16 protein-coding genes are annotated in these 18493 nt (G+C 41.2%); 7 read left to right on the top strand and 9 right to left on the bottom strand.

Annotated features, from left to right (window positions below):
* Window positions 1-12: 12 nt before the first annotated feature.
* Both ACIQCE_RS06875 and tagD read right to left on the bottom strand, forming a co-directional pair.
* On the bottom strand, window positions 13-1491 hold the full coding sequence (locus ACIQCE_RS06875) for an alpha-glucosyltransferase N-terminal domain-containing protein (RefSeq protein WP_400494134.1): 1479 nt from the start codon (window positions 1489-1491) through the stop codon (window positions 13-15).
* 95 nt (window positions 1492-1586) lie between these two features.
* Window positions 1587-1976, bottom strand: a complete 390-nt coding sequence (gene tagD, locus ACIQCE_RS06870) for a glycerol-3-phosphate cytidylyltransferase (protein WP_353854405.1) — start codon at window positions 1974-1976, stop codon at window positions 1587-1589.
* A gap of 374 nt (window positions 1977-2350) precedes the next feature.
* On the opposite strand from tagD, the gene ACIQCE_RS06865 reads away from it, so the two are divergent.
* Together ACIQCE_RS06865 and ACIQCE_RS06860 are read left to right on the top strand one after the other, a co-directional pair.
* Window positions 2351-3121, top strand: a complete 771-nt coding sequence (locus ACIQCE_RS06865; RefSeq protein WP_400494133.1) for a WecB/TagA/CpsF family glycosyltransferase — start codon at window positions 2351-2353, stop codon at window positions 3119-3121.
* Between the two features lie 11 nt (window positions 3122-3132).
* Window positions 3133-4326, top strand: coding sequence for a CDP-glycerol glycerophosphotransferase family protein (locus ACIQCE_RS06860; RefSeq protein WP_400494132.1), 1194 nt, complete (start codon window positions 3133-3135; stop codon window positions 4324-4326).
* 17 nt (window positions 4327-4343) lie between these two features.
* Here ACIQCE_RS06860 and ACIQCE_RS06855 read toward each other — a convergent pair whose 3' ends face one another.
* The 6 genes from ACIQCE_RS06855 to ACIQCE_RS06830 all read right to left on the bottom strand — a co-directional run bounded on the left by ACIQCE_RS06855 (window position 4344) and on the right by ACIQCE_RS06830 (window position 11373).
* Window positions 4344-6977, bottom strand: coding sequence for an SPOR domain-containing protein (locus ACIQCE_RS06855; RefSeq protein WP_400494131.1), 2634 nt, complete (start codon window positions 6975-6977; stop codon window positions 4344-4346).
* A 128-nt stretch (window positions 6978-7105) separates the two neighbouring features.
* Entirely contained in the window at window positions 7106-8056 is a 951-nt protein-coding gene (manA, locus tag ACIQCE_RS06850; RefSeq protein ID WP_400494130.1) for a mannose-6-phosphate isomerase, class I, read from the bottom strand.
* A 338-nt stretch (window positions 8057-8394) separates the two neighbouring features.
* Window positions 8395-8616 carry a hypothetical protein gene (locus ACIQCE_RS06845; RefSeq protein WP_400494129.1) on the bottom strand — a complete coding sequence of 74 codons (222 nt, stop codon included), beginning with the start codon at window positions 8614-8616 and terminating at the stop codon, window positions 8395-8397.
* A gap of 57 nt (window positions 8617-8673) precedes the next feature.
* Complete coding sequence (locus ACIQCE_RS06840; protein WP_353854400.1) at window positions 8674-9276, bottom strand: bifunctional 4-hydroxy-2-oxoglutarate aldolase/2-dehydro-3-deoxy-phosphogluconate aldolase; 603 nt, start codon at window positions 9274-9276, stop codon at window positions 8674-8676.
* Window positions 9248-10264: a sugar kinase gene (locus ACIQCE_RS06835; protein ID WP_400494128.1), complete on the bottom strand. Its 1017-nt coding sequence runs from the start codon at window positions 10262-10264 to the stop codon at window positions 9248-9250. Before ACIQCE_RS06835 ends, ACIQCE_RS06840 begins: the two co-directional genes overlap by 29 nt.
* A 92-nt stretch (window positions 10265-10356) precedes the next feature.
* On the bottom strand, window positions 10357-11373 hold the full coding sequence (locus ACIQCE_RS06830) for a LacI family DNA-binding transcriptional regulator (RefSeq protein WP_400494127.1): 1017 nt from the start codon (window positions 11371-11373) through the stop codon (window positions 10357-10359).
* A gap of 255 nt (window positions 11374-11628) precedes the next feature.
* On the opposite strand from ACIQCE_RS06830, the gene kduI reads away from it, so the two are divergent.
* The 5 genes from kduI to ACIQCE_RS06805 all read left to right on the top strand — a co-directional run bounded on the left by kduI (window position 11629) and on the right by ACIQCE_RS06805 (window position 17052).
* Complete coding sequence (gene kduI / locus ACIQCE_RS06825) at window positions 11629-12456, top strand: 5-dehydro-4-deoxy-D-glucuronate isomerase (RefSeq protein WP_400494126.1); 828 nt, start codon at window positions 11629-11631, stop codon at window positions 12454-12456.
* 4 nt (window positions 12457-12460) lie between these two features.
* On the top strand, window positions 12461-13234 hold the full coding sequence (gene kduD, locus ACIQCE_RS06820; RefSeq protein WP_400494124.1) for a 2-dehydro-3-deoxy-D-gluconate 5-dehydrogenase KduD: 774 nt from the start codon (window positions 12461-12463) through the stop codon (window positions 13232-13234).
* Between the two features lie 105 nt (window positions 13235-13339).
* The gene (locus ACIQCE_RS06815) at window positions 13340-14806 is read left to right on the top strand and encodes a spore germination protein (protein ID WP_400494123.1); all 1467 of its coding nucleotides are present in this window, start codon (window positions 13340-13342) and stop codon (window positions 14804-14806) included.
* 3 nt (window positions 14807-14809) lie between these two features.
* Window positions 14810-15910: a GerAB/ArcD/ProY family transporter gene (locus tag ACIQCE_RS06810; protein WP_400494122.1), complete on the top strand. Its 1101-nt coding sequence runs from the start codon at window positions 14810-14812 to the stop codon at window positions 15908-15910.
* Window positions 15907-17052, top strand: coding sequence for a Ger(x)C family spore germination protein (locus tag ACIQCE_RS06805; RefSeq protein WP_400494121.1), 1146 nt, complete (start codon window positions 15907-15909; stop codon window positions 17050-17052). The genes ACIQCE_RS06810 and ACIQCE_RS06805 overlap by 4 nt, the downstream gene beginning before the upstream one ends.
* A 14-nt stretch (window positions 17053-17066) precedes the next feature.
* On the opposite strand, the gene ACIQCE_RS06800 is transcribed toward ACIQCE_RS06805, so the two are convergent.
* Complete coding sequence (locus ACIQCE_RS06800) at window positions 17067-18464, bottom strand: glycosyltransferase (RefSeq protein WP_400494120.1); 1398 nt, start codon at window positions 18462-18464, stop codon at window positions 17067-17069.
* Between the last annotated feature and the right edge of the window lie 29 nt (window positions 18465-18493).

Here is an 18493-nt window from a genome sequence, read left to right as displayed (position 1 = left end):
ACCGTTGTATTGTTACTTCACTTTCCATGAATAGTTTCCTTGTTTTGTTTGATATGACCATCCATCTACTGTTGATGGCTTGCTAGTGAGCAATTCTCCATCTACTTCGAGGCGTTGCAGGACTTCGTGCCCTTCCTCTGTTTGAAAGCGAATATAAAAATCAACATATTTCGTATGGTTACATTCAATGTTTTTCTTTGTTTGAAAATGACCGATTGGGAAGCTCACTTGATTGTTTTCGTCTATCGTTTGTGAAATAATTTCAGCTCCATTGACACGATCATATCCTGCAAAATCAATTTTCACATGATCCGTATTGACCATTTCTCCTTTCACATCAAGCTGAAGATGAAGGACATGATGTTTAGAGCTCAAATCACTCAAGACAAATTTCGTGCGCTCCATGTAATTGCGTAGCTCGTCTTTGCGTACTCTGTTTTCCAACATATGTTGGAGAGGTGCGCTCCAAGCTGCCTCTTCATCAGATGATATGGTGTAAAAATACAATTGTTCTCCCAAAATCTTCTCTACCTCTTCTTTATGCTCGTTATGTCTGAAAAAGACTGCATCCACATGCTGCTTTCTTACATGCTTAAACAATTCTTCATATTCAGCATCTAACTGATGCAGGTCTTCCTTATAATGAGCATTATGGACAAAAGCAGCATAATAAGCTGTGTCAGGTTTGTCTATTTTAAATAGGTGGCGGTCCTGCTTTCTGTCATCTGCAATAAACAGTTTAAGCCGGTCATTTTGTGATTGAATGGTTGAAATCCATTGTTGTGTTATATCCGTTTTCTTTACAAATGTTTGAATTCCTGTTTTTTTGAACCAATTGATATGACGGACTGGATTCTTATTTGCATCACCAGAATAAATCTTTTCCATGTAGATGTCACCGTCACCCTTGATCAATTCCTCCATGTACAGTGCACCTGTTTGAGGGACAAAGCTCTGAACTCTTCGCAAAGCTCCCTCCCAATTGTATTCTTCCCGCTTCACCAATTGTTGCTGTTCATTATATTGATCAATATAATGAATAGGGGATGAAGGCAGCTCATAGGTGGTAACACGAATCGTTGTCTCATCCGTTGGTATGACGGCTTGATTGATCGAATGCGTCACTTCACCTAAGATAAACTCTGTATAGCGTCTTTTACTCCCGCTCTCAGGTATTATATAGTGTTCAAATAAGTTCAAGATTCTTGTATATGTCGGCTCAATATCAACTTTCTCCTGAAAACTGAGTATACGTTCTTTCGCATTGGCATCAAAATGCAATGTCAATATAGATACACGCATCCGTTTTTCGGCAAATGGTTTTAGTCTCTTGTTGAAAGACGTCGTAGTAGCTTCATCAGATCCTGGTATCTCACCTGTCATAAAGTAGTAGTCCATATCAGGAAGTTCTGTTGATGTCATCGTTTCATCTTGTTTTTCAGATTGATCGAATGCGTGTTCAACTTTTTTCTTCATCCAATTTTGAAACAAAGGAAACTCTCCTTAAAAAAATGATGACTTGCTTATTGTATTTTACATGAAAAAGCACTTCTCACCAAAAGATAAGAAGCACTTTTTTCAATCTATTAAAGTCCAGCAATTTCTTCCTTAATTTGTGTGGTGGAGATTCCTTCCGTTCTCTTCAGGTAAACGACTTCACAATATTCTTTTAAGAAATCGAATTTACCTTCCCAGTCGTCTCCCATAACAAACACATCAATGTCATGTTCTTGTACATCTCGGATTTTTTGATCCCAGCTATTTTCAGGTATGACTTCGTCTACGTAACGAATCGTTTCTAAAATTAGCTTTCTATGCTCGTAGCTGTGATAAGCCTTTTTTGATTTTTGTAAATTAAACTCATCTGTAGAGATGGCCACAACTAAGTAATCTCCAAGTTGCTTTGCACGCTCGAGCAACTTGATGTGCCCCCAGTGTAATAAATCAAATGTCCCATAAGTAATAACTTTCTTCATTGCAAACATTAACTCCTTTCTCCATTCCTTATTCGTCTGCTTTTTTCAAGCAGTCATGTTTATCCGTCAACCTATTATTATCAATCATGTTTTCTCGCTCTTCGGAACCTCATTATATCACAATGCCCATGAAACGTTAAGCAGATGTAAAGACAAACGATTTCCAATTGGCTGGATGGTGTAGTAAAAGTCCGAAATATCAGTGTTTCATCGTGTTCTAAACATATCAATTTAATAAATTGTCACTAAATTTAAAGGTTTGTAAAGTTATTGTTAATATTTCATGGAGCAACTGTGATAAAATGAATAGTAGCCTAAGAATGAATTTACAATGAACGTTATATATAAAATGAGCAAAAAAGGAGGTCTACACAATGCAAACAGAAGTTGTATCCAACCTTTCTTATGTGAACGGCGACTTAGATGAATTTATTCACTATATCAATCAGCATCATATATCTCAACGAAGAGGGGCCATGATTGCGACAGTAAATCCTGAGATTGGTTATGCAGTCATGAAGGATCATGCGTATCATCAAGTGGTCTCTTCTGCAGATTATGTATTACCAGATGGGGTGGGCGTTGTCTTGATGTCACGTATCACCCAAAGTCCGCTCAAATCACGAATTGCCGGTTTTGATGTGTTTATATCTATGCTTGATCTTGCAAACAAGCAGTCTAAAAGAATCTTTTTATACGGTGCGAAGAAAGAAGTGCTTGAGGCTGTCAAACAACGGATTAATGCGGAATATCCAAATGTGGTCATTGCGGGCAGCAGTGATGGCTATCAGGCTGATAAGCGTTTCGTAGCAAAACAAATTGCACGATCAAAAGCAGATATGGTGTTCGTTGCTTTAGGGTATCCGAACCAAGAAAACTTTATTTATGAATTCCGCCATTTATTCCCGCAAGCTGTTTGTATAGGTTTAGGCGGAAGCTTTGATGTGTTCAGCGGAACAGTAAAGCGTGCACCACGCTGGATGATTAAAACAAATACTGAATGGCTATATAGACTTGTTGTTAATCCGTGGAGATGGAAACGTATGCTGAATATTCCAAAGTACGCATTTGCGGTCATGAAAGAACACAAAGGGAAAAAGCACTACTATCCTGAGCAAGTAAAGGATCAGACGAAGCAACTGTGAGAGACTGATTAATGATGAATATACGCTCGATGATGACCTCATGTTATGCTGCATTCGTATCTTTACTTGGCTCGTTGATGAGCGGCGTAAAACCACGTGAAAACCAGGTGACACTGCTTGTTTCTTTTCACGAGAATGCAGCTGCTCTAATTCATGCATATCAAAAACAAGCGACAATGCCTATGAAGCTGACTGTCCTCTATACGAAACATGCTTCCACTATAGAAAAGGGCGAGCTTCATATGTCATTTCGCTATTTTAATGAAAAAAATCCCTTCCATCTCATCAAATGCATCTATACTTTGTTCAAAAGTAGGGTCGTTGTGACGGACAATTACTTTCTCATGACGAGTGTGTTAAGAAACCGCCCTTCCACTACTTGTATTCAAGTATGGCATGCAAATGGCGCTTTGAAAAAGTTTGGCCTTGAAGACGCTTCAAACCTCCACCGAAGTCCACGTGATATTGAACGATTTAAGCGAGTGTATGCATCATTCGATTATATCGTCACTGGTTCTGATCAAATGCGTGAGATTTTCAAAAAATCATTTGGCGTGAAGAATGATGATCGTTTTTTACCAACAGGCGTGCCGCTCACTGATGTGTATTATAATGACGATCGTCCATCTTCCTTTTATACAGACAACCTCCCGCAAGGTAAAAAAGTGCTACTATATGCACCTACCTATCGGGACTTCGCGATGGATCGTCTTGTCCTACCGTTTTCAAAAGAACAATTACAGACGCAGCTTAACGGTGACTATATTCTGCTTGTGAAACTGCACCCTGCAGTCAAACATCTAGCGCAGGCAGAGACAGATTCGGAGTGGATATTTGATGTATCGGATAAGCCGCTCTATCCTCTGCTCTATGCCTGTGATGTACTCATTACGGATTACTCGTCGATTGTGTTTGAATATGCACTGCTTCAAAAACCCGTACTGTTCTTCACATATGATCTGGACACGTATCGAGAAAAACGCGGATTAGTCAATCATTATGAATGCATCATTCCTGGAAAGGCTTGTCTGACTCAAGACATGCTGTTGAAGGAACTTTTAGGTTTGAAAGAGGCAGCAAATAGAGACAAACTAAAGGCCTTTGCTGAAGAATGGAATCAATATTCAAAAGGACAATCAAGCGAGCGGCTGCTATCATTTATTGACCAGCAGCTTTTACGCAAAAAACGTCCGGCTTCTCATTAAGAAGCTCGGACGTTTTTTTACTTGTTATAGACAGGAATATCATAATACAGTGTATAGTTATCAAGTAAATGATACAAACTGTACATACGGGCAACTTGCTTATAAGCCCACCCAATATCGGTTGCATATTGATGAGAGGCAGTAGCTGACCAGCGCATTTTATAAAGGGTATCTTGTTTGTATGTGGCGTTATTGATATAGCTGTCCCCTATGAATTTTGCTCCACCAATAATGGCGGCCTCTGGCGTGAACCACTGCTGTTCATACGCATATTTAGCACCAAAATAGTTCGGATTGCTATCGTACGCACCAATTCCATACATGTTATATACTTTCTTTCCATTAAACATTGTACCATTCGCTAAAATAGAGCTTCCGTTACCAGTTTCGAGTAAAGCATGAGAAATGAGATAAACCTCGTTTACGTTATAAGTCTTAGCTGCTGTGATAAAGGCTTGTCCTTTTCCTGCAAGAATTCCTTTACCCGCTAAGATTTTTGTATTGACTTCATCCGGATTGAGATTCGCAGCTTGCGAGAGTTTCAGGAACTGAAAATACGATTCGGTGCCTTCTTTGATATTCGCTGGGTCTACATACTGTAGTACTTCTGTTGAGCTTGCATTTCTCCAGCCAAGGTTGATCTTGATCCAGTTTCCTTCTTTCCCGATTTGATTCACTTTTGTACCTTTATTTAATTGTGCCACAATATTGTTTGCAGAACTTGCATCAGGTGTTGAACGTACGTTTAATCCGTCTGTGTTCACTGTCGACGTCGCTTGATCGACATATGTAGCATATACATATGCCGCGCCATCCGTTTGCGGTGACACTTTCATTTGTTTATTCACCATTTCATTTACAGTCAGATTATAATTCGTTTGCATGACCATTGGACCGTTTTTGATTTTTGTTGCTGTGGCTGTCCAGCCATATTGGCTTTTTACGAATGCAATGGCCGCATTTGTATCTGGCCATCCTGTGAATGGCTGTGTGATGATGATTTTGTATGCCGGTTTCGTTGTTGTTGTATAGACGGCAGATTCATTCCGTTTTTTGAAAAATGCCATACCTTGATCCCGTAATACGGCGGTCGAAATGACACCTGTTTTGATTTGATATTGTCCATAATCGGTTGCACCCGTTTTTTGAACAGTAGCCGACATTTTTTGTTTCGTCAAATAGGTAAGCGCCTGATTTATTTTCGTTTGATTGACGGTCGGCTCCGTTGTTAAACGATATTGCTTCACCGCTTCCGTCATCGCTTTTGTGCTGCTGGCTACACCATTTTTCTTCATGATCTCTTGGGCCTGCTTTACTTTACGTTGATCATATACAGACGATGTGATGAGGCGATATGCTCGACTAGCCGATTGACCCTTACTTGTCGTGATTGAACTTGTGATCTTTTGCGCCTTTAAGTATGCGACACCTTTATTTATTTTCATTTGATCTGTTTCTTGATGCACAACAAGTTGATACGTACTATCAGATGACTGACCGGTTTTTTTCGTTGTGGCGACTACTTTCTTCTTTTGAAAGAAAGCAGTGGCTTTTTTCGTTTGGTCATCCCCTAGAAGAGCCCCAGTCACTACTTGATAGGCCTGTGTTGAAGAGATTTTTTTGGATGTATAATGCCATTTCTTTTTCTTAAAAAAGGTCACGGTTTTTGAGTAAGACGTATCGTCTAATTGATTGAGCTTCACGATATAATGTTTGGTCTTACCCACTCGCTGGACAATACCTGATGCGCCAGTTTGTTTCTTGATTTGAGCCGCAGCTGATGCTGCTTCTTTGTTGTCTTTAAAATAGCCCGATTCCATGCTATATACACTTTTACCGGCCCCAGCCTTTTGAATCTTCCCGCTGATGTTCGCTTCTTTTTGCAACTGGGCAAGAAGTGTTTGTGCTTTAGACTGATTGGCTAGTGCAGCGGTTGTGACGATATAATATGGTTTACCTGTCGCCACCGTTTGAAGTACTGCTTTTAAACCGGACTCTTTTTGTAAGCCCTGTAATATCATATTGGCTTTACCCTGTCCGACAATGTTACCTGATACAAGTTGATAAATGGTGTCAGCTTTACTTTCCGATTGGTATGTACTAGTAACACCGGCTTGCTTTTGTAATTCAGTTTGAATATCCTTGACCTTCGTTTCAGAATCAATAGTTCCTGATATCACCTGATAGAAAGGTCGGCTTTGATTGACTACTTCATAGGAGCTATTTAATCCTGATGTTTTTGTTAGCTCTAAAGAGAGCTTTTTTGCCTGATTTTCATCATTGATGAGATTAGAAACAACCTTTTGCAAAGGAAGACGGTCACCAACTGGAGAAACGGTTCCGCTTATTCCCACCTCTTTTTTTAGTGCTGCTGCACTTGCGCTTGCTGCAGCTTGCGAGTCATATCCAGAGGCAGTAAGCTGATAGGTCGATATATTTCCGGAGGTTTGATAAGTGGCTGTCCAATTTTTGTCCTTTTTCAATGTTTCAACTGCTTTTTTCACTTCTGCTTCTGTTGTAAATACCTTTGAGGTGTTGATGGTGTAAATCGATTGATCGACATAGGCGGCTGCTTGCACTTCTTTACCCGTGTGTAGTGTCATACCAAAGGCGGCGGCTGCGAGTAACATAATCTTGATGTTTTTTTTCACGTTCCTTGTCCCTCTCTCACTTTGCATAATAGTCTACTAATCTATTTATCGACAAAAACAAGTGCACTTTCAACTCATTGATTCAATTGAAAAAGGAGTGCCTCTCTATTTGAAGCCCTCTACTTTCTTTATATATGTGACACAATTAATTCACAAGTTCCTTCCATCGAAAAACTGCCGACTTCTGCTGGCAGAATAAAATGAGCTCCTTTTTGCAGAGGATATGTGATCCCCTCATGCGCTAAAGAGCCTTCCCCTTTTATCACACTGCACAGCAAAAAAGGATGGTCTTGAGAAATCTCTACTTTTTGATCAATTTCCCATTTATACACGGAGAAATATTCAGCTTCAACAAAGGTTTTAATGGTAATCCCTTGAAGTGTTTCAATTGATTCGTCTGCATCAACATCTACATGAGGAACCGTTGTGACATCAATCGCTTGCGTGAAATGCAGTTCACGCTCATTGCCGTCTTGATCCTTCCGTTCATAATCATACACTCGATAAGTTGTATCAGAGCTCTGCTGAGTTTCAAGGACAAGCGTTCCCTCACACAACGCATGAATGGTACCACTTGGCACATAATAAAAGTCGCCAGGTTTGATCTTCACTCGTCGCAAAAGACCTTCCCAATCTCCACTATTCATCATAGTCACAAGCTCAGTTCTTGTTCTTGCATTGTGCCCATAAATTATTTCTGCACCTTCTTTGCAGTCAATGATATACCAGCACTCTGTTTTCCCAAGCTCTCCATTTTCATATCTTTCAGCATAATCATCATCTGGATGAACTTGAACAGATACGTCTTGGTTTGCATCTAAAATTTTGGTTAAAAGCGGGAAGCGATCGCCCTCTATTCCCCCGAACAATTCCCTATGATTGTCCCATAGTTCGATCAATGTTTTCCCTTTATATGGACCATCTTTCACAACACTTGGCCCGTTTGGATGAGCAGAAATTGCCCAGCATTCTCCCGTTTGATCAGAAGGAATATCATAACCAAATTGATCTCTTAAGGCTGTACCCCCCCATATTCTCTCCTTCAATTCAGGCAGTAAAAATATTGGTGACTGCTTCATTTAGGCTGACTCCCCCCTTTGCTAATCCTTGCGGTACATGATCTAAACGAGCAAATCTCAACTTTTATTATGACGCTATCTAAAGAGAAGTCAATCCTTTGAGTGCACCATATGAGAACGATCACTTTCCGAGAAGAATAAACAAAAGTGTCAGCAGTCCTCGCAAAATAGCACCTGCCATTTCAGATTTTTATTTTAGCTCTTTGTCCTCTTTTTAGTCCTTGAAGTCTAGGGAAGACCCGAGTACTGGAGAAAATTGAACATTTGTGAGCATCAGCACGTAGGGTCTGACAACGAATGCGAGGGTTTGTCTACACGCTGATTGATTTGATAGCCTGTTAGATTTGCAAAGCGACCACGACCGATTGTTGATCAGCGATTGTCATCACAGCAAATAAAACTCGTTCCATTCTTACATAAAAAAAGAGCTGCTTAAAGCAAACTCCCTCAACCTCTAACATTCCTTTGTCATAAATATCCGATTGACTCCTTCTATTATGTGAGATTAATGAAGAAACAACCGGCATCATCCAACCGGCTGTTTGTGTAAACATGTACATGCATGATTAGCTCCTTTCACGAGCCCACCATGATTTTTGAGAGGATGCTACATTTCATCAAGATGAAGAAAGAACAGCTTTTAACTCTTCTTCTGTACTGCTTTCGAGCTGGCTGCCAACACCTACTGCTATCGCGCCTGCTTCTAGCCATTTAGGTACATCTACTGGGTGAATGCCGCCTGTTGGAATGAATTCAACCTCCGGAAACGGACCACGCAAGTTTTTCATATAAGACAAACCGAACGAACCGCTCGGAAAGAGTTTTAACAGACGGTACCCATCTGCTTTTGCCTGCATGATTTCACTTGGTGTCAGCACCCCTGGAACATACAATGTATCGTGAAATGATACATGCTCACCGATCACAGGAAGATATCCAGGGCTCACCATAAATTGAGAACCTGCCTGAATCGCTGATTGTGCTTGTTCAATTGTCGTAACTGTCCCCGCTCCCACAATCAGTTCCTGCTCCTGCCTAAAGGATGCAATGATTTGTTCAGCATTTGGTGTGGTATACGTCACTTCTATGGCACGAATCCCCTTGTTCTTTAAGCGTTGAATCATATCAATGCCTGACGCTTCACTATCCGCTCTGACCACTGCAATGAGTTTACAGGCTGCCAATTGCTCTTTAACGATTAAACTGGCTGCTTTCCCCATGTACATCATCCCCCTTTACATGCTCTCGTCTGTTATGCCGTTTGGCCTGCTGTAAAAATGCTTGAAGTTCCTCACGGGTTGGCAGTCCATCCATATCTCCAGGAGACATCACCGCCAGCGCCCCAATCGCATTGCCCCTTGTAACTGACTCTTCATATGATAAGCCGTCAAGCAACGCACTCATGATCCCAACAGCAAATCCATCACCTGCACCGACAGTATCAACGACATGATCAACTTCAAAGCCTTCAACGATGCCTTGATGAGCTGCACTTTTAAAAAATGCACCTGCTGCGCCGAGCTTAATGACCACAAACTTTACGCCTTTTTGTAAATAAGCATCCGCAATCGCTTCCGGCTCCTGCAAACCGGTGAGCTTTTGTCCTTCTGCAAGACCTGGAAAAAACCAGTCCACTTGAGAGGCAAGTTGATTCACCGTATGAATCATGTCTTCTTCCTCTTCCCATAGCTGAAGTCTAAGGTTTGGGTCAAATGAAATGGTTTTGCCTGCTTCCTTCATCGCTTGAAGTGCACGAAAAGAAAACGCTCTCATTTCACTGGATAAGGCAGGAGGAATTCCTGTCATATGAAGGTGTCCCGCCTTTTGAAAATAGTCTAAAGGAAAATCATTTGGGTTCAACGTGCTTGCGGCAGAACCCTTGCGATAGTAAGTAATATCAGGATCTCCATCTATCACTTTCGATTTTAGCAATATGCCTGTTTTGGATCCATCATTTGACCGGAGCACTGCCTCTGTGTCGACTCCTTCTTTTTGAAGCTCCTCTAAAATAAATGTGCCGAGTGAGTCTGCCCCAACTTTGCTCATCCAGCCAACATTAAACCCTAATCTTGCCAAGCCGACAGCTACATTACTTTCTGCACCTGCAAGTGCTTTTTGAAACGTGTTCACCCTGTGAAGCTCTCCAACTTCTTTTGCGTAAAACATCGCCATTGATTCCCCAAATGTGACCGCATCTAACGCTTTCATCATTTCTCCCCTTTCTTGGTACCGGTTTCAAATCGCTTCAAAAAGAAAGAGTATGCACAGATGTATACTCATTCTCTTTATATCTCGATTGATTATAAAGATTTTCTCTCTATAATTTCTCCATCCAGTTGAATGGTTTGTGGAGCACTTTCATCCCCTTCAAGCCGCGTCATGATTTTTTGCATGGCTACTTTCCCCATTTCATGTGATGGCTGGGCAACGGTCGTAATCCCTGGTCCAATCAGTTTATACCATTCTGTATCATCAAAACCAGCAATGCCGATCTCTTCTGGAATCTTGATGCCAAGCTCAACCAGCTCACTAATCAGCTTAAGCATCAGTAATCCATTGCCTGCTAGAATCGCTTTTTTTTGATTGCCTGATTGTAAAAAACGACGAATTTCTTCTCGTATTTGTGCCTTTTGTTTCAGATTGATTTCTGCAATAATCGGTTGCTTGTTATCATTTTTACTAGATGCTACCTTTTCATATGCTTCTTTTCTTTCTTCACGAGGACTGATACCATCCACCGGTTCAGTGAAGAAAGCGATTTGTTCATAACCCTTCTCATACATTTGATGAAGGAGGCGGCTTGTAATGTCACGGTTATTTGTTGTGACTGTGTCAACCTTTATTTCAGGTAGTTTACGGTCAACGAGTACAATCGGTACGCCGCTTTTCTTAAAATCTTGCAGGATATCATTGTTTTGACCTGTTGTATTAATGATGAGCCCTTCAATATAGTGCGCATTCAGCTTTAAGAGCATTTCCCGTTCCTTTTCTGGACGATTATCTGTGTTACAGACCATGATGCTGTACCCGTATTGATCACAGATCTCTTCGACACCACGAAGCGTTGCTACCGAAAATGGGTTGGTAATGTCTGCAACAATAAAGCCAATGACCTTGCTTTTTCTCACTTTCAGTCCTTGAGCAAGCTGACTCGGGCGATACTGGAGCTCATCTATGGCTTTCTTAATCTTTTTTACTTTTTCAGAAGAAATTTCATTTGTTCTGCCATTGATATACCTGGAAACAGTCGATTTTGAGACACCTGCATGAGCAGCGACTTCATTAATCGTTACTTTCGTTTGCTTTTTCTCTTTCATTCAAAAACTCCTACGGTCTATCATCTGTTTTAATTCGAAACCGATTTCAAATAAACTTAACAAGAGCATACCACATATTTGCTGATATCAGAAGATTTTTTTAACTGATACTGTGAAAAAAGATCATCCTTTTCATTGAAGAAAGCGATTTCAAATTAACGGTTGACGCCACCCTCTTTTTCCTCTAGAATTTTCCTTGAAACCGATACCAAATAAAATGTCATTTTTCGTTTCAATGAAAGGGAGGCTCTATCAATGGAAAATCGTTATGCTGTACATCCCGAGCAAGTCAAACGCTTTACTACCGAGGAACTTCGCAGTCACTTTCATATTCCTTCGCTGTTCGTTAGTGGTGATTTAAAGCTATATTATTCACATGAGGATCGTGTGGTTATTGGTGGTGCTATGCCCAAAGCGGTTCCCATCAAGTTGGATGCTGGAGACTTTTTGCGTACAGACTATTTTCTTGAAAGACGCGAGATTGGAATTGTGAATGTGGGTGAGCAAGGAACAGTCACTGTTGATGGAGAGTCCTATGTGCTAGAGCATAAAGATTTTTTATATATTGGACTTGGACACAAAGATGTACAGTTTGCTAGTTCATCAGGCAAGCAGGCAAAGTTTTATCTTGTTTCTGCAACAGCTCATAAGGCATACCCTACCCAAAAGGCAGCAATTGCTGAACTAACGCCAAATCACTTAGGAGAAGCGGCGTCTTCAAATGTGCGAAATCTATATCAAGTAATTCATGCAGATGGTATCCAAAGCTGTCAGTTGATGATGGGGATTACCCAGCTCGAGCCCAATAATACTTGGAACACCATGCCTGCCCATATTCATGACAGACGTATGGAAGTTTATTTATATCTTGATGTAGAAGCGGATGCACGAGTCTTTCATTTTATGGGGGAACCATCTGAAACGAGACACCTCGTCGTTGCAAATGAGGAAGCGGTCATCTCCCCTGCATGGTCCATTCATTCTGGTTCAGGCACAGCCAATTATTCATTTATTTGGGCAATGGCGGGCGAAAACTATACGTTTAAAGATATGGATTTTGTCCCGATGGACCAGTTGAGGTAACGCAATGACCACAACATCATATATAGCGACCCTCTTTTCACTTGAAGGCAAAACAGCACTTGTGACAGGTCCTGGAACAGGCATCGGTCAAGGCATTGCAGTGGCACTCGCACGTTCTGGAGCAGACATCGTCGGCACGTACCACCACACACCGCTTGATGACACAAAAACGCTCGTAGAACAGACAGGCAGATCGTTTTATGCGTATGAAGTTGATTTTGCCGATCCTAAGTCCGCACAGCGGGATGTTGATGCCATTTTAGAAGCGCACGCTATTGATATTTTAGTCAATAATGCAGGAACAATTAGAAGGGAAAAAGCCGCTCACTATTCTGAAGAGAATTGGTATGATGTCATGAACGTGAATATGAATAGTCTCTTTTTCCTTACACAAAAGGTTGGACAGCAAATGCTTGAAAAAGGGCGAGGAAAAATCGTCAATATTGCCTCCCTCCTATCTTTTCAAGGCGGCGTCTTCGTTCCTGCCTATACAGCGAGCAAACATGCAGTGGCTGGTCTGACAAAGGCTTTTGCCAATGAATGGGCGCATCAGCATATTCAGGTCAACGCCATTGCACCTGGTTATATAGCGACCAATAACACACAAGCGATTCGCGAGGATGTGAATCGTAATGAAGAGATCCTCAAACGAATTCCTGCTGGGCGCTGGGGAAAACCAGACGATTTGGCTGGTGCAGCTATTTTCCTCAGCTCACCTGCTTCCGATTATATGAATGGACATATTTTAGCAGTTGATGGCGGATGGCTTGCGAGATAATATACATTTAGAGAATTCCTGCAAAGGGATTCTCTTTTTTCTGTTTGTATAATTATCCTCCTTAGGTGTCACTCTATAAAAAACAAGACATGAGGGTGAGGCATTATGAAAAGTCGTATTGAGCAAGATTTACAGACCGTCATCAAGCGCATCAAAAGCTTTGTCGGGAAAAGCGATGATGTCGTGTTCCATTCTTTTTCATTTGGTCCTTCTGCTATCTCCGCATGTCTCGTGTACATACAAGGACTCACGGAATTTGAAATGCTGTCAAAGCAAATCATTACTCCAATGCAAAAAGAGCTAGATGTAACCGAAGTCGATCACACCACATTCTCTTACCTGTCTAAGCAGTTCTTTGGCATTCAAAATAATGTGCTGGAAGATATGAACCTTGCGATCGAGCAGTTATATAGTGGCAGGGCCATTTTATTTGTAGATGGTGCCGCTCAAGCACTTGCCCTCCAAACAAACCTTTTTCAATTCAGAGAAGTAGAAGAACCGCAATCTGAAGTGCTTGTCAGAGGACCACGCATTGGGTTTATTGAGAACCTTGAAAAAAACACAGCTTTAATCCGCGAACGGGCAAACGATCCAAACCTTGTAATTCAAAAGATCTGTGTGGGCACGCGTAATAAAAAATCTGCCGCACTCGTGTACGTTCGGGATATTGTTGATCCAACGCTTGTTGAAGATGTTGTTTCTCGATTGAAAGATATTAAATTGGATGATATTCCCGAAACAGGCTACATCGAACAGTTGATTGAGGATAGTCACCTGTCTATTTTCCCCCAGATTCAAAACACAGAACGTCCTGATCGGGTAATTGCATCTGTTCTTGAAGGGAAAGTGTCTATTCTGCTAGATGGTACTCCTTTTGCTCTCATTCTTCCTATGACGTTTGCCGCGTTGATGCAATCACCTGAGGACTATTATCAAAGATGGACGAGTGCGACTTTATTGCGTTTACTCAGATATATAGGTGTACTTTTGACTGTTTTTTTACCCGGTCTTTACATCGCCCTTGTCTCCTATCATCCAGGCTTATTACCGACACGAATGGCGCTCACCATTGCAGGAAGCCGGCAAAATGTACCGTTCCCCCCTGTGGTAGAAGCCATTCTCATGTCCTTTACCATTGAACTTTTGCGAGAAGCAGGACTTCGTCTTCCTAGAGCCATTGGGCAAACCATTGGACTGATCGGCGGAGTCATCATTGGTCAGGCCGCTGTTCAAGCAAATATCGTTAGTGCCTTAATGGTCATTATCGTCTCGTTGACAGCATTAGCCGATTTCACAGCACCATCGTATGACTTTAGTTTTCCTTTGCGAATCCTTCGTTTTATGGCCATTTTTAGCTCAGCGATGTTCGGTTTATACGGATTAATCATGTGTTATTTATTTGTGCTTTGCCATCTTATGCAAGTAAAGACATTTGGTTTTGACTATTTTACACCTGTTCTGTCTTCACCATTTTCAGATTTAAAGGATACTTACGTTCGTTTGCCTGTTGGTCTATTTAAATCAAGACCGAAAACAGCTAAAACAAAAAATATCAAAAGACAAGGGGAGTAAGCGATGTACAGAGCTGAGAAGCTATCATTGTTACAAGTCACCATTTTATGCAGTTCTACAATGATAGGCGCTGGAATTTTAACCATTCCACGCAGTTCTGCCAGTTCAGGTTACCCTGATGGCTGGATCATTGTATTATTACAGGGAGCTCTCTTTGCTTTTATTGCCTTTTTACTAGGATGGATTGCAGAAAAGAATGCACCTGATACCATCTTTGATTCCAATATAAAAGGCGCTGGCGCCATCGTTGGCACAATCTTTAATTTGATGATGATCGCTTATTTATTGGCCATTGTCGGTTTTGAAGCACGTGTACTTGGCGAAGTGGTTCAGTTTTTCCTGCTTCAATCCACTCCGATGACAGTAATTATCATGATTTTCTTACTCGTGGCTATCTACCATTTAAGAAGCGGCATCTTTCCAGTGATAAAAATAGTGACGTATTTTTATCCTATCACGATGGTTATTTACATTGCTTTAATGCTCTTTAGCCTCAAAGTGTTTGATTTTGATTATTTACGTCCTGTGATGGCGCACGGCTTAAAAGATTTTAGTAAACTCTTTTCACAAACATTCATTCAATTTACAGGCTTTGAAGTCATCCTGTTTATTGTGCCGCTTATCTACAAAGACAAATGGTCAAAAGCGAAATGGGCAGCAGCGATAGGTGTCGGGATTACCTCGCTTATTTACTCCCTTACCCTCTTTGTCGTAATTGGCTCGATGACAGTCGGCGAAACGAAGTCACTCACGTGGCCGACGGTTTCACTCATACAAGCTTTAGAACTTGAAGGGGTATTCATTGAGCGATTTGATATCTTCTTACTTACGATCTGGACATGCCAGCAGTTCATTTGTATGCTCGGCTTTTTCCAATTTGCCATTAAAGGCTGTAACACTGTCTTTAAGACGAGGAATTTAACGAGACTGCTGTGGGTGCTGTTTTTGATCACATCTGCATTATCCCTTTTTCCGAAAAATCTTAATGAGGTCTTTTACTATTCAACTCTACTCGGTTATTCTCTGTTCGCTTTTTTAGCCATTCCTTTTATAACAGCCCTACTGCTGATAATTCGCAAAAAATGGGGAGGTCGTTCTGCATGAGACTATGGCGTCTACTATTATTCTCCCTGTCCTGCTTTCTTTTTCTCCTATCAGCAGGATGCTGGGATATAAAGGATATTGAAAAAGTGTCATTTGTACGCGGAGTCGGAATCGACGAAACAGAAGATCAAGGTGTAAAGCTCACTTATCAAAATCTTGTTCCGAAAATGGGCAGTACACAAGAAGCAGACTCACCTGGTTATGTAAATGTAGTATCAAAAGGAAAGAATGTGCTAGAGGCTGTCAGTAATGTCTCATTGAAGGAACCGCCTATATACAGTGATCATCTCAAGATTTTCTTATTCGGCAGAAGTCAAGCAGAGCATCATGATATCCAAGGCACTCTCAATCACTTTATACGAGATAATGAGGTGCGAAGAAGCAGCTATCTCCTTGTATCTCGAGATGATGCATCGAAGGTCATCAATCAAAAATTAAAATCGCAGCAAAAAGTACCTGTCGAGCATATCTTTGAAACATCAAAAAATCGGAACTTTAACGGGAAAATTTTGCTCCCGCTTCGCATTGGCAGGGCGTCTGATTACTTTCAAATGAGTATTAGCTTTCTTGTTCAAAGTGTCGATGTGATCAACAACGAGCTTGTCTATGATGGAGCAGGAATTATTCATGGGAAAACGCGAAAGCTGATAGGATTTATCTCAGCAAATGATGTGCAATCTTTAAACTGGGTTACAGATCGTATTTCAGGTGGTGTTGTGCCAGCAACCTACAAGGGGTATCCGATTACCTATGAAATAAAGAATGCAAAATCAAAGGTCGAACCCTACTTAAAAAATGGGAACATTTCGTTTAAAATCAGTGTACAATCAAGCGGGATGCTTTCTGAAGATCAGTATCCCCCCGAAAACTCATTTGATAAACATTACATCAAGCGATTTCAACATATTTTTGAAAACCAAATTGAACATCGCATCAAAAAAGCGGTTAGCCACTTGCAAAAAGAAGTTGGGGTTGACCCGATCTTTTTAAACCGCCAAGTGCGTATGAAATATCCTGACTTTTGGGAGAAACATCGTGATGAATGGGACGAACTGTTTCAAGACGCGACTATTGAGTATGATGTCAGTGTAGACATTTTGAACTTCGGAGCAGAAGGTGCAACGAAAAGCTTTAAATGGTAGTAGCAAAAAGGCGGTTACTCCGAGGGAGAACCGCCTTTTTTACGCGCCACGAACAGGAGCTGGTATAGATTGACCTGATCAGATAATGCCTTTGTCGCAAATCCGAGTGATTCTCCTAATCTCGCCACTTCATCAAAGAATAACTGTACGTTTTGATCAATATGGACATTGATTCGTTTTTCAATGATGATATCAAACAAAGCCTCTGGAAAAAGCGCACGCATCGTTTTCGGTGTGAAAAACCTGAGATGCGTTCGATCTAAAATTCCGACATCTTGATAAGTAAAATCCCCTGTCATTAATGGAAGAAGTACTTCTGCATGCAACATATTAGGTAAGCAGCAAATGATCACACCGCCCGGCTTCAGCGAAGCGTATGCTTGAGAGATCGTTTGCCACGGATCTGAAATATGCTCTAATACATCAGAAAACAAGATGGCATCAAAAAAGTTTTCCTTCTCTGACCATGGGTACTCATCAGCTGCCGCTTGTGTGACTTCACGGTAATATGCATTGGCTATCTTCGCTTTCAGTGAATCGACTTCTACCCCGTACATATCAACAGGCTGTCTATTGAGTAGCTCAAGACCCGTTGCCCCTGCCCCGCATCCAACATCCAGCACATTTTTGGCATCTTTAGGAAGCATTGACGCAAAGTAAGGATGAGGTGTTATCAGATTTAAATCAAGCCCCCATTTCTCTAAAAAACGATGCCGATTCTCAGCAAATAGTGTGGAAATATTCGTATCTTGGTTCGCATGGAAAGTGGCATGCCCGTGATGATGAACAAATGAATCATGCACAATTTGAAGTTGATACCCCTTCAGCAATGATCGCAAACAAAGATCGTCATCTTCAAATGACCCATATACAAATCGCTCATCAAACAACCCAACGTCCTCGATCAGCTCTCTTTTGACAAGTAGACAAAAACCAACCAGCCTGTGTACATACGTTCTCTGCCCTTTTCTTGCGGCTGTATATTCCTTTGCAAATGAAGGGAGTTGATCGACATCTGTATAAGAAGGCTGTACCATCTGGGGACCACTCACATAATTTGATACAGGTCCCACCATCCCGATCCGGTCTGAATCAAATAACGCTTCAATTAAAGGGGGTAGCCAATTCTCTGTCACCATCGTATCATTATTTAAAAAGAGAATACTGTCTCCTGTCGCTCTTTTTGCCCCTTGATTACATCCCTTTGCAAAGCCTTGATTCTCTTCATTTTCAATGACAATGACGTCTTCTAGCTCTCTAATATATTCCTTCGTGCCATCTGTTGAAGCGTTATCTACAATGATGAGCTCATATTGTTCACTTGGGGTATGTTGCTTAATACTGTCGATACATTTTTTTGTTAAATGAAGCTCGTTGTACGTTAACATGACAATACTTGTTTTCCCTTTCATCTCATTTCCACCTTTCACCCGCCTGTTTC

It is taken from the genome of Bacillus sp. NPDC093026 (assembly GCF_044754665.1).
Taxonomy (GTDB): domain Bacteria; phylum Bacillota; class Bacilli; order Bacillales; family Bacillaceae; genus Bacillus; species Bacillus maqinnsis.
The sequence above is the reverse complement of the archived record's forward strand: the minus strand, read 5'-3'. Positions and strand labels throughout refer to the sequence as shown.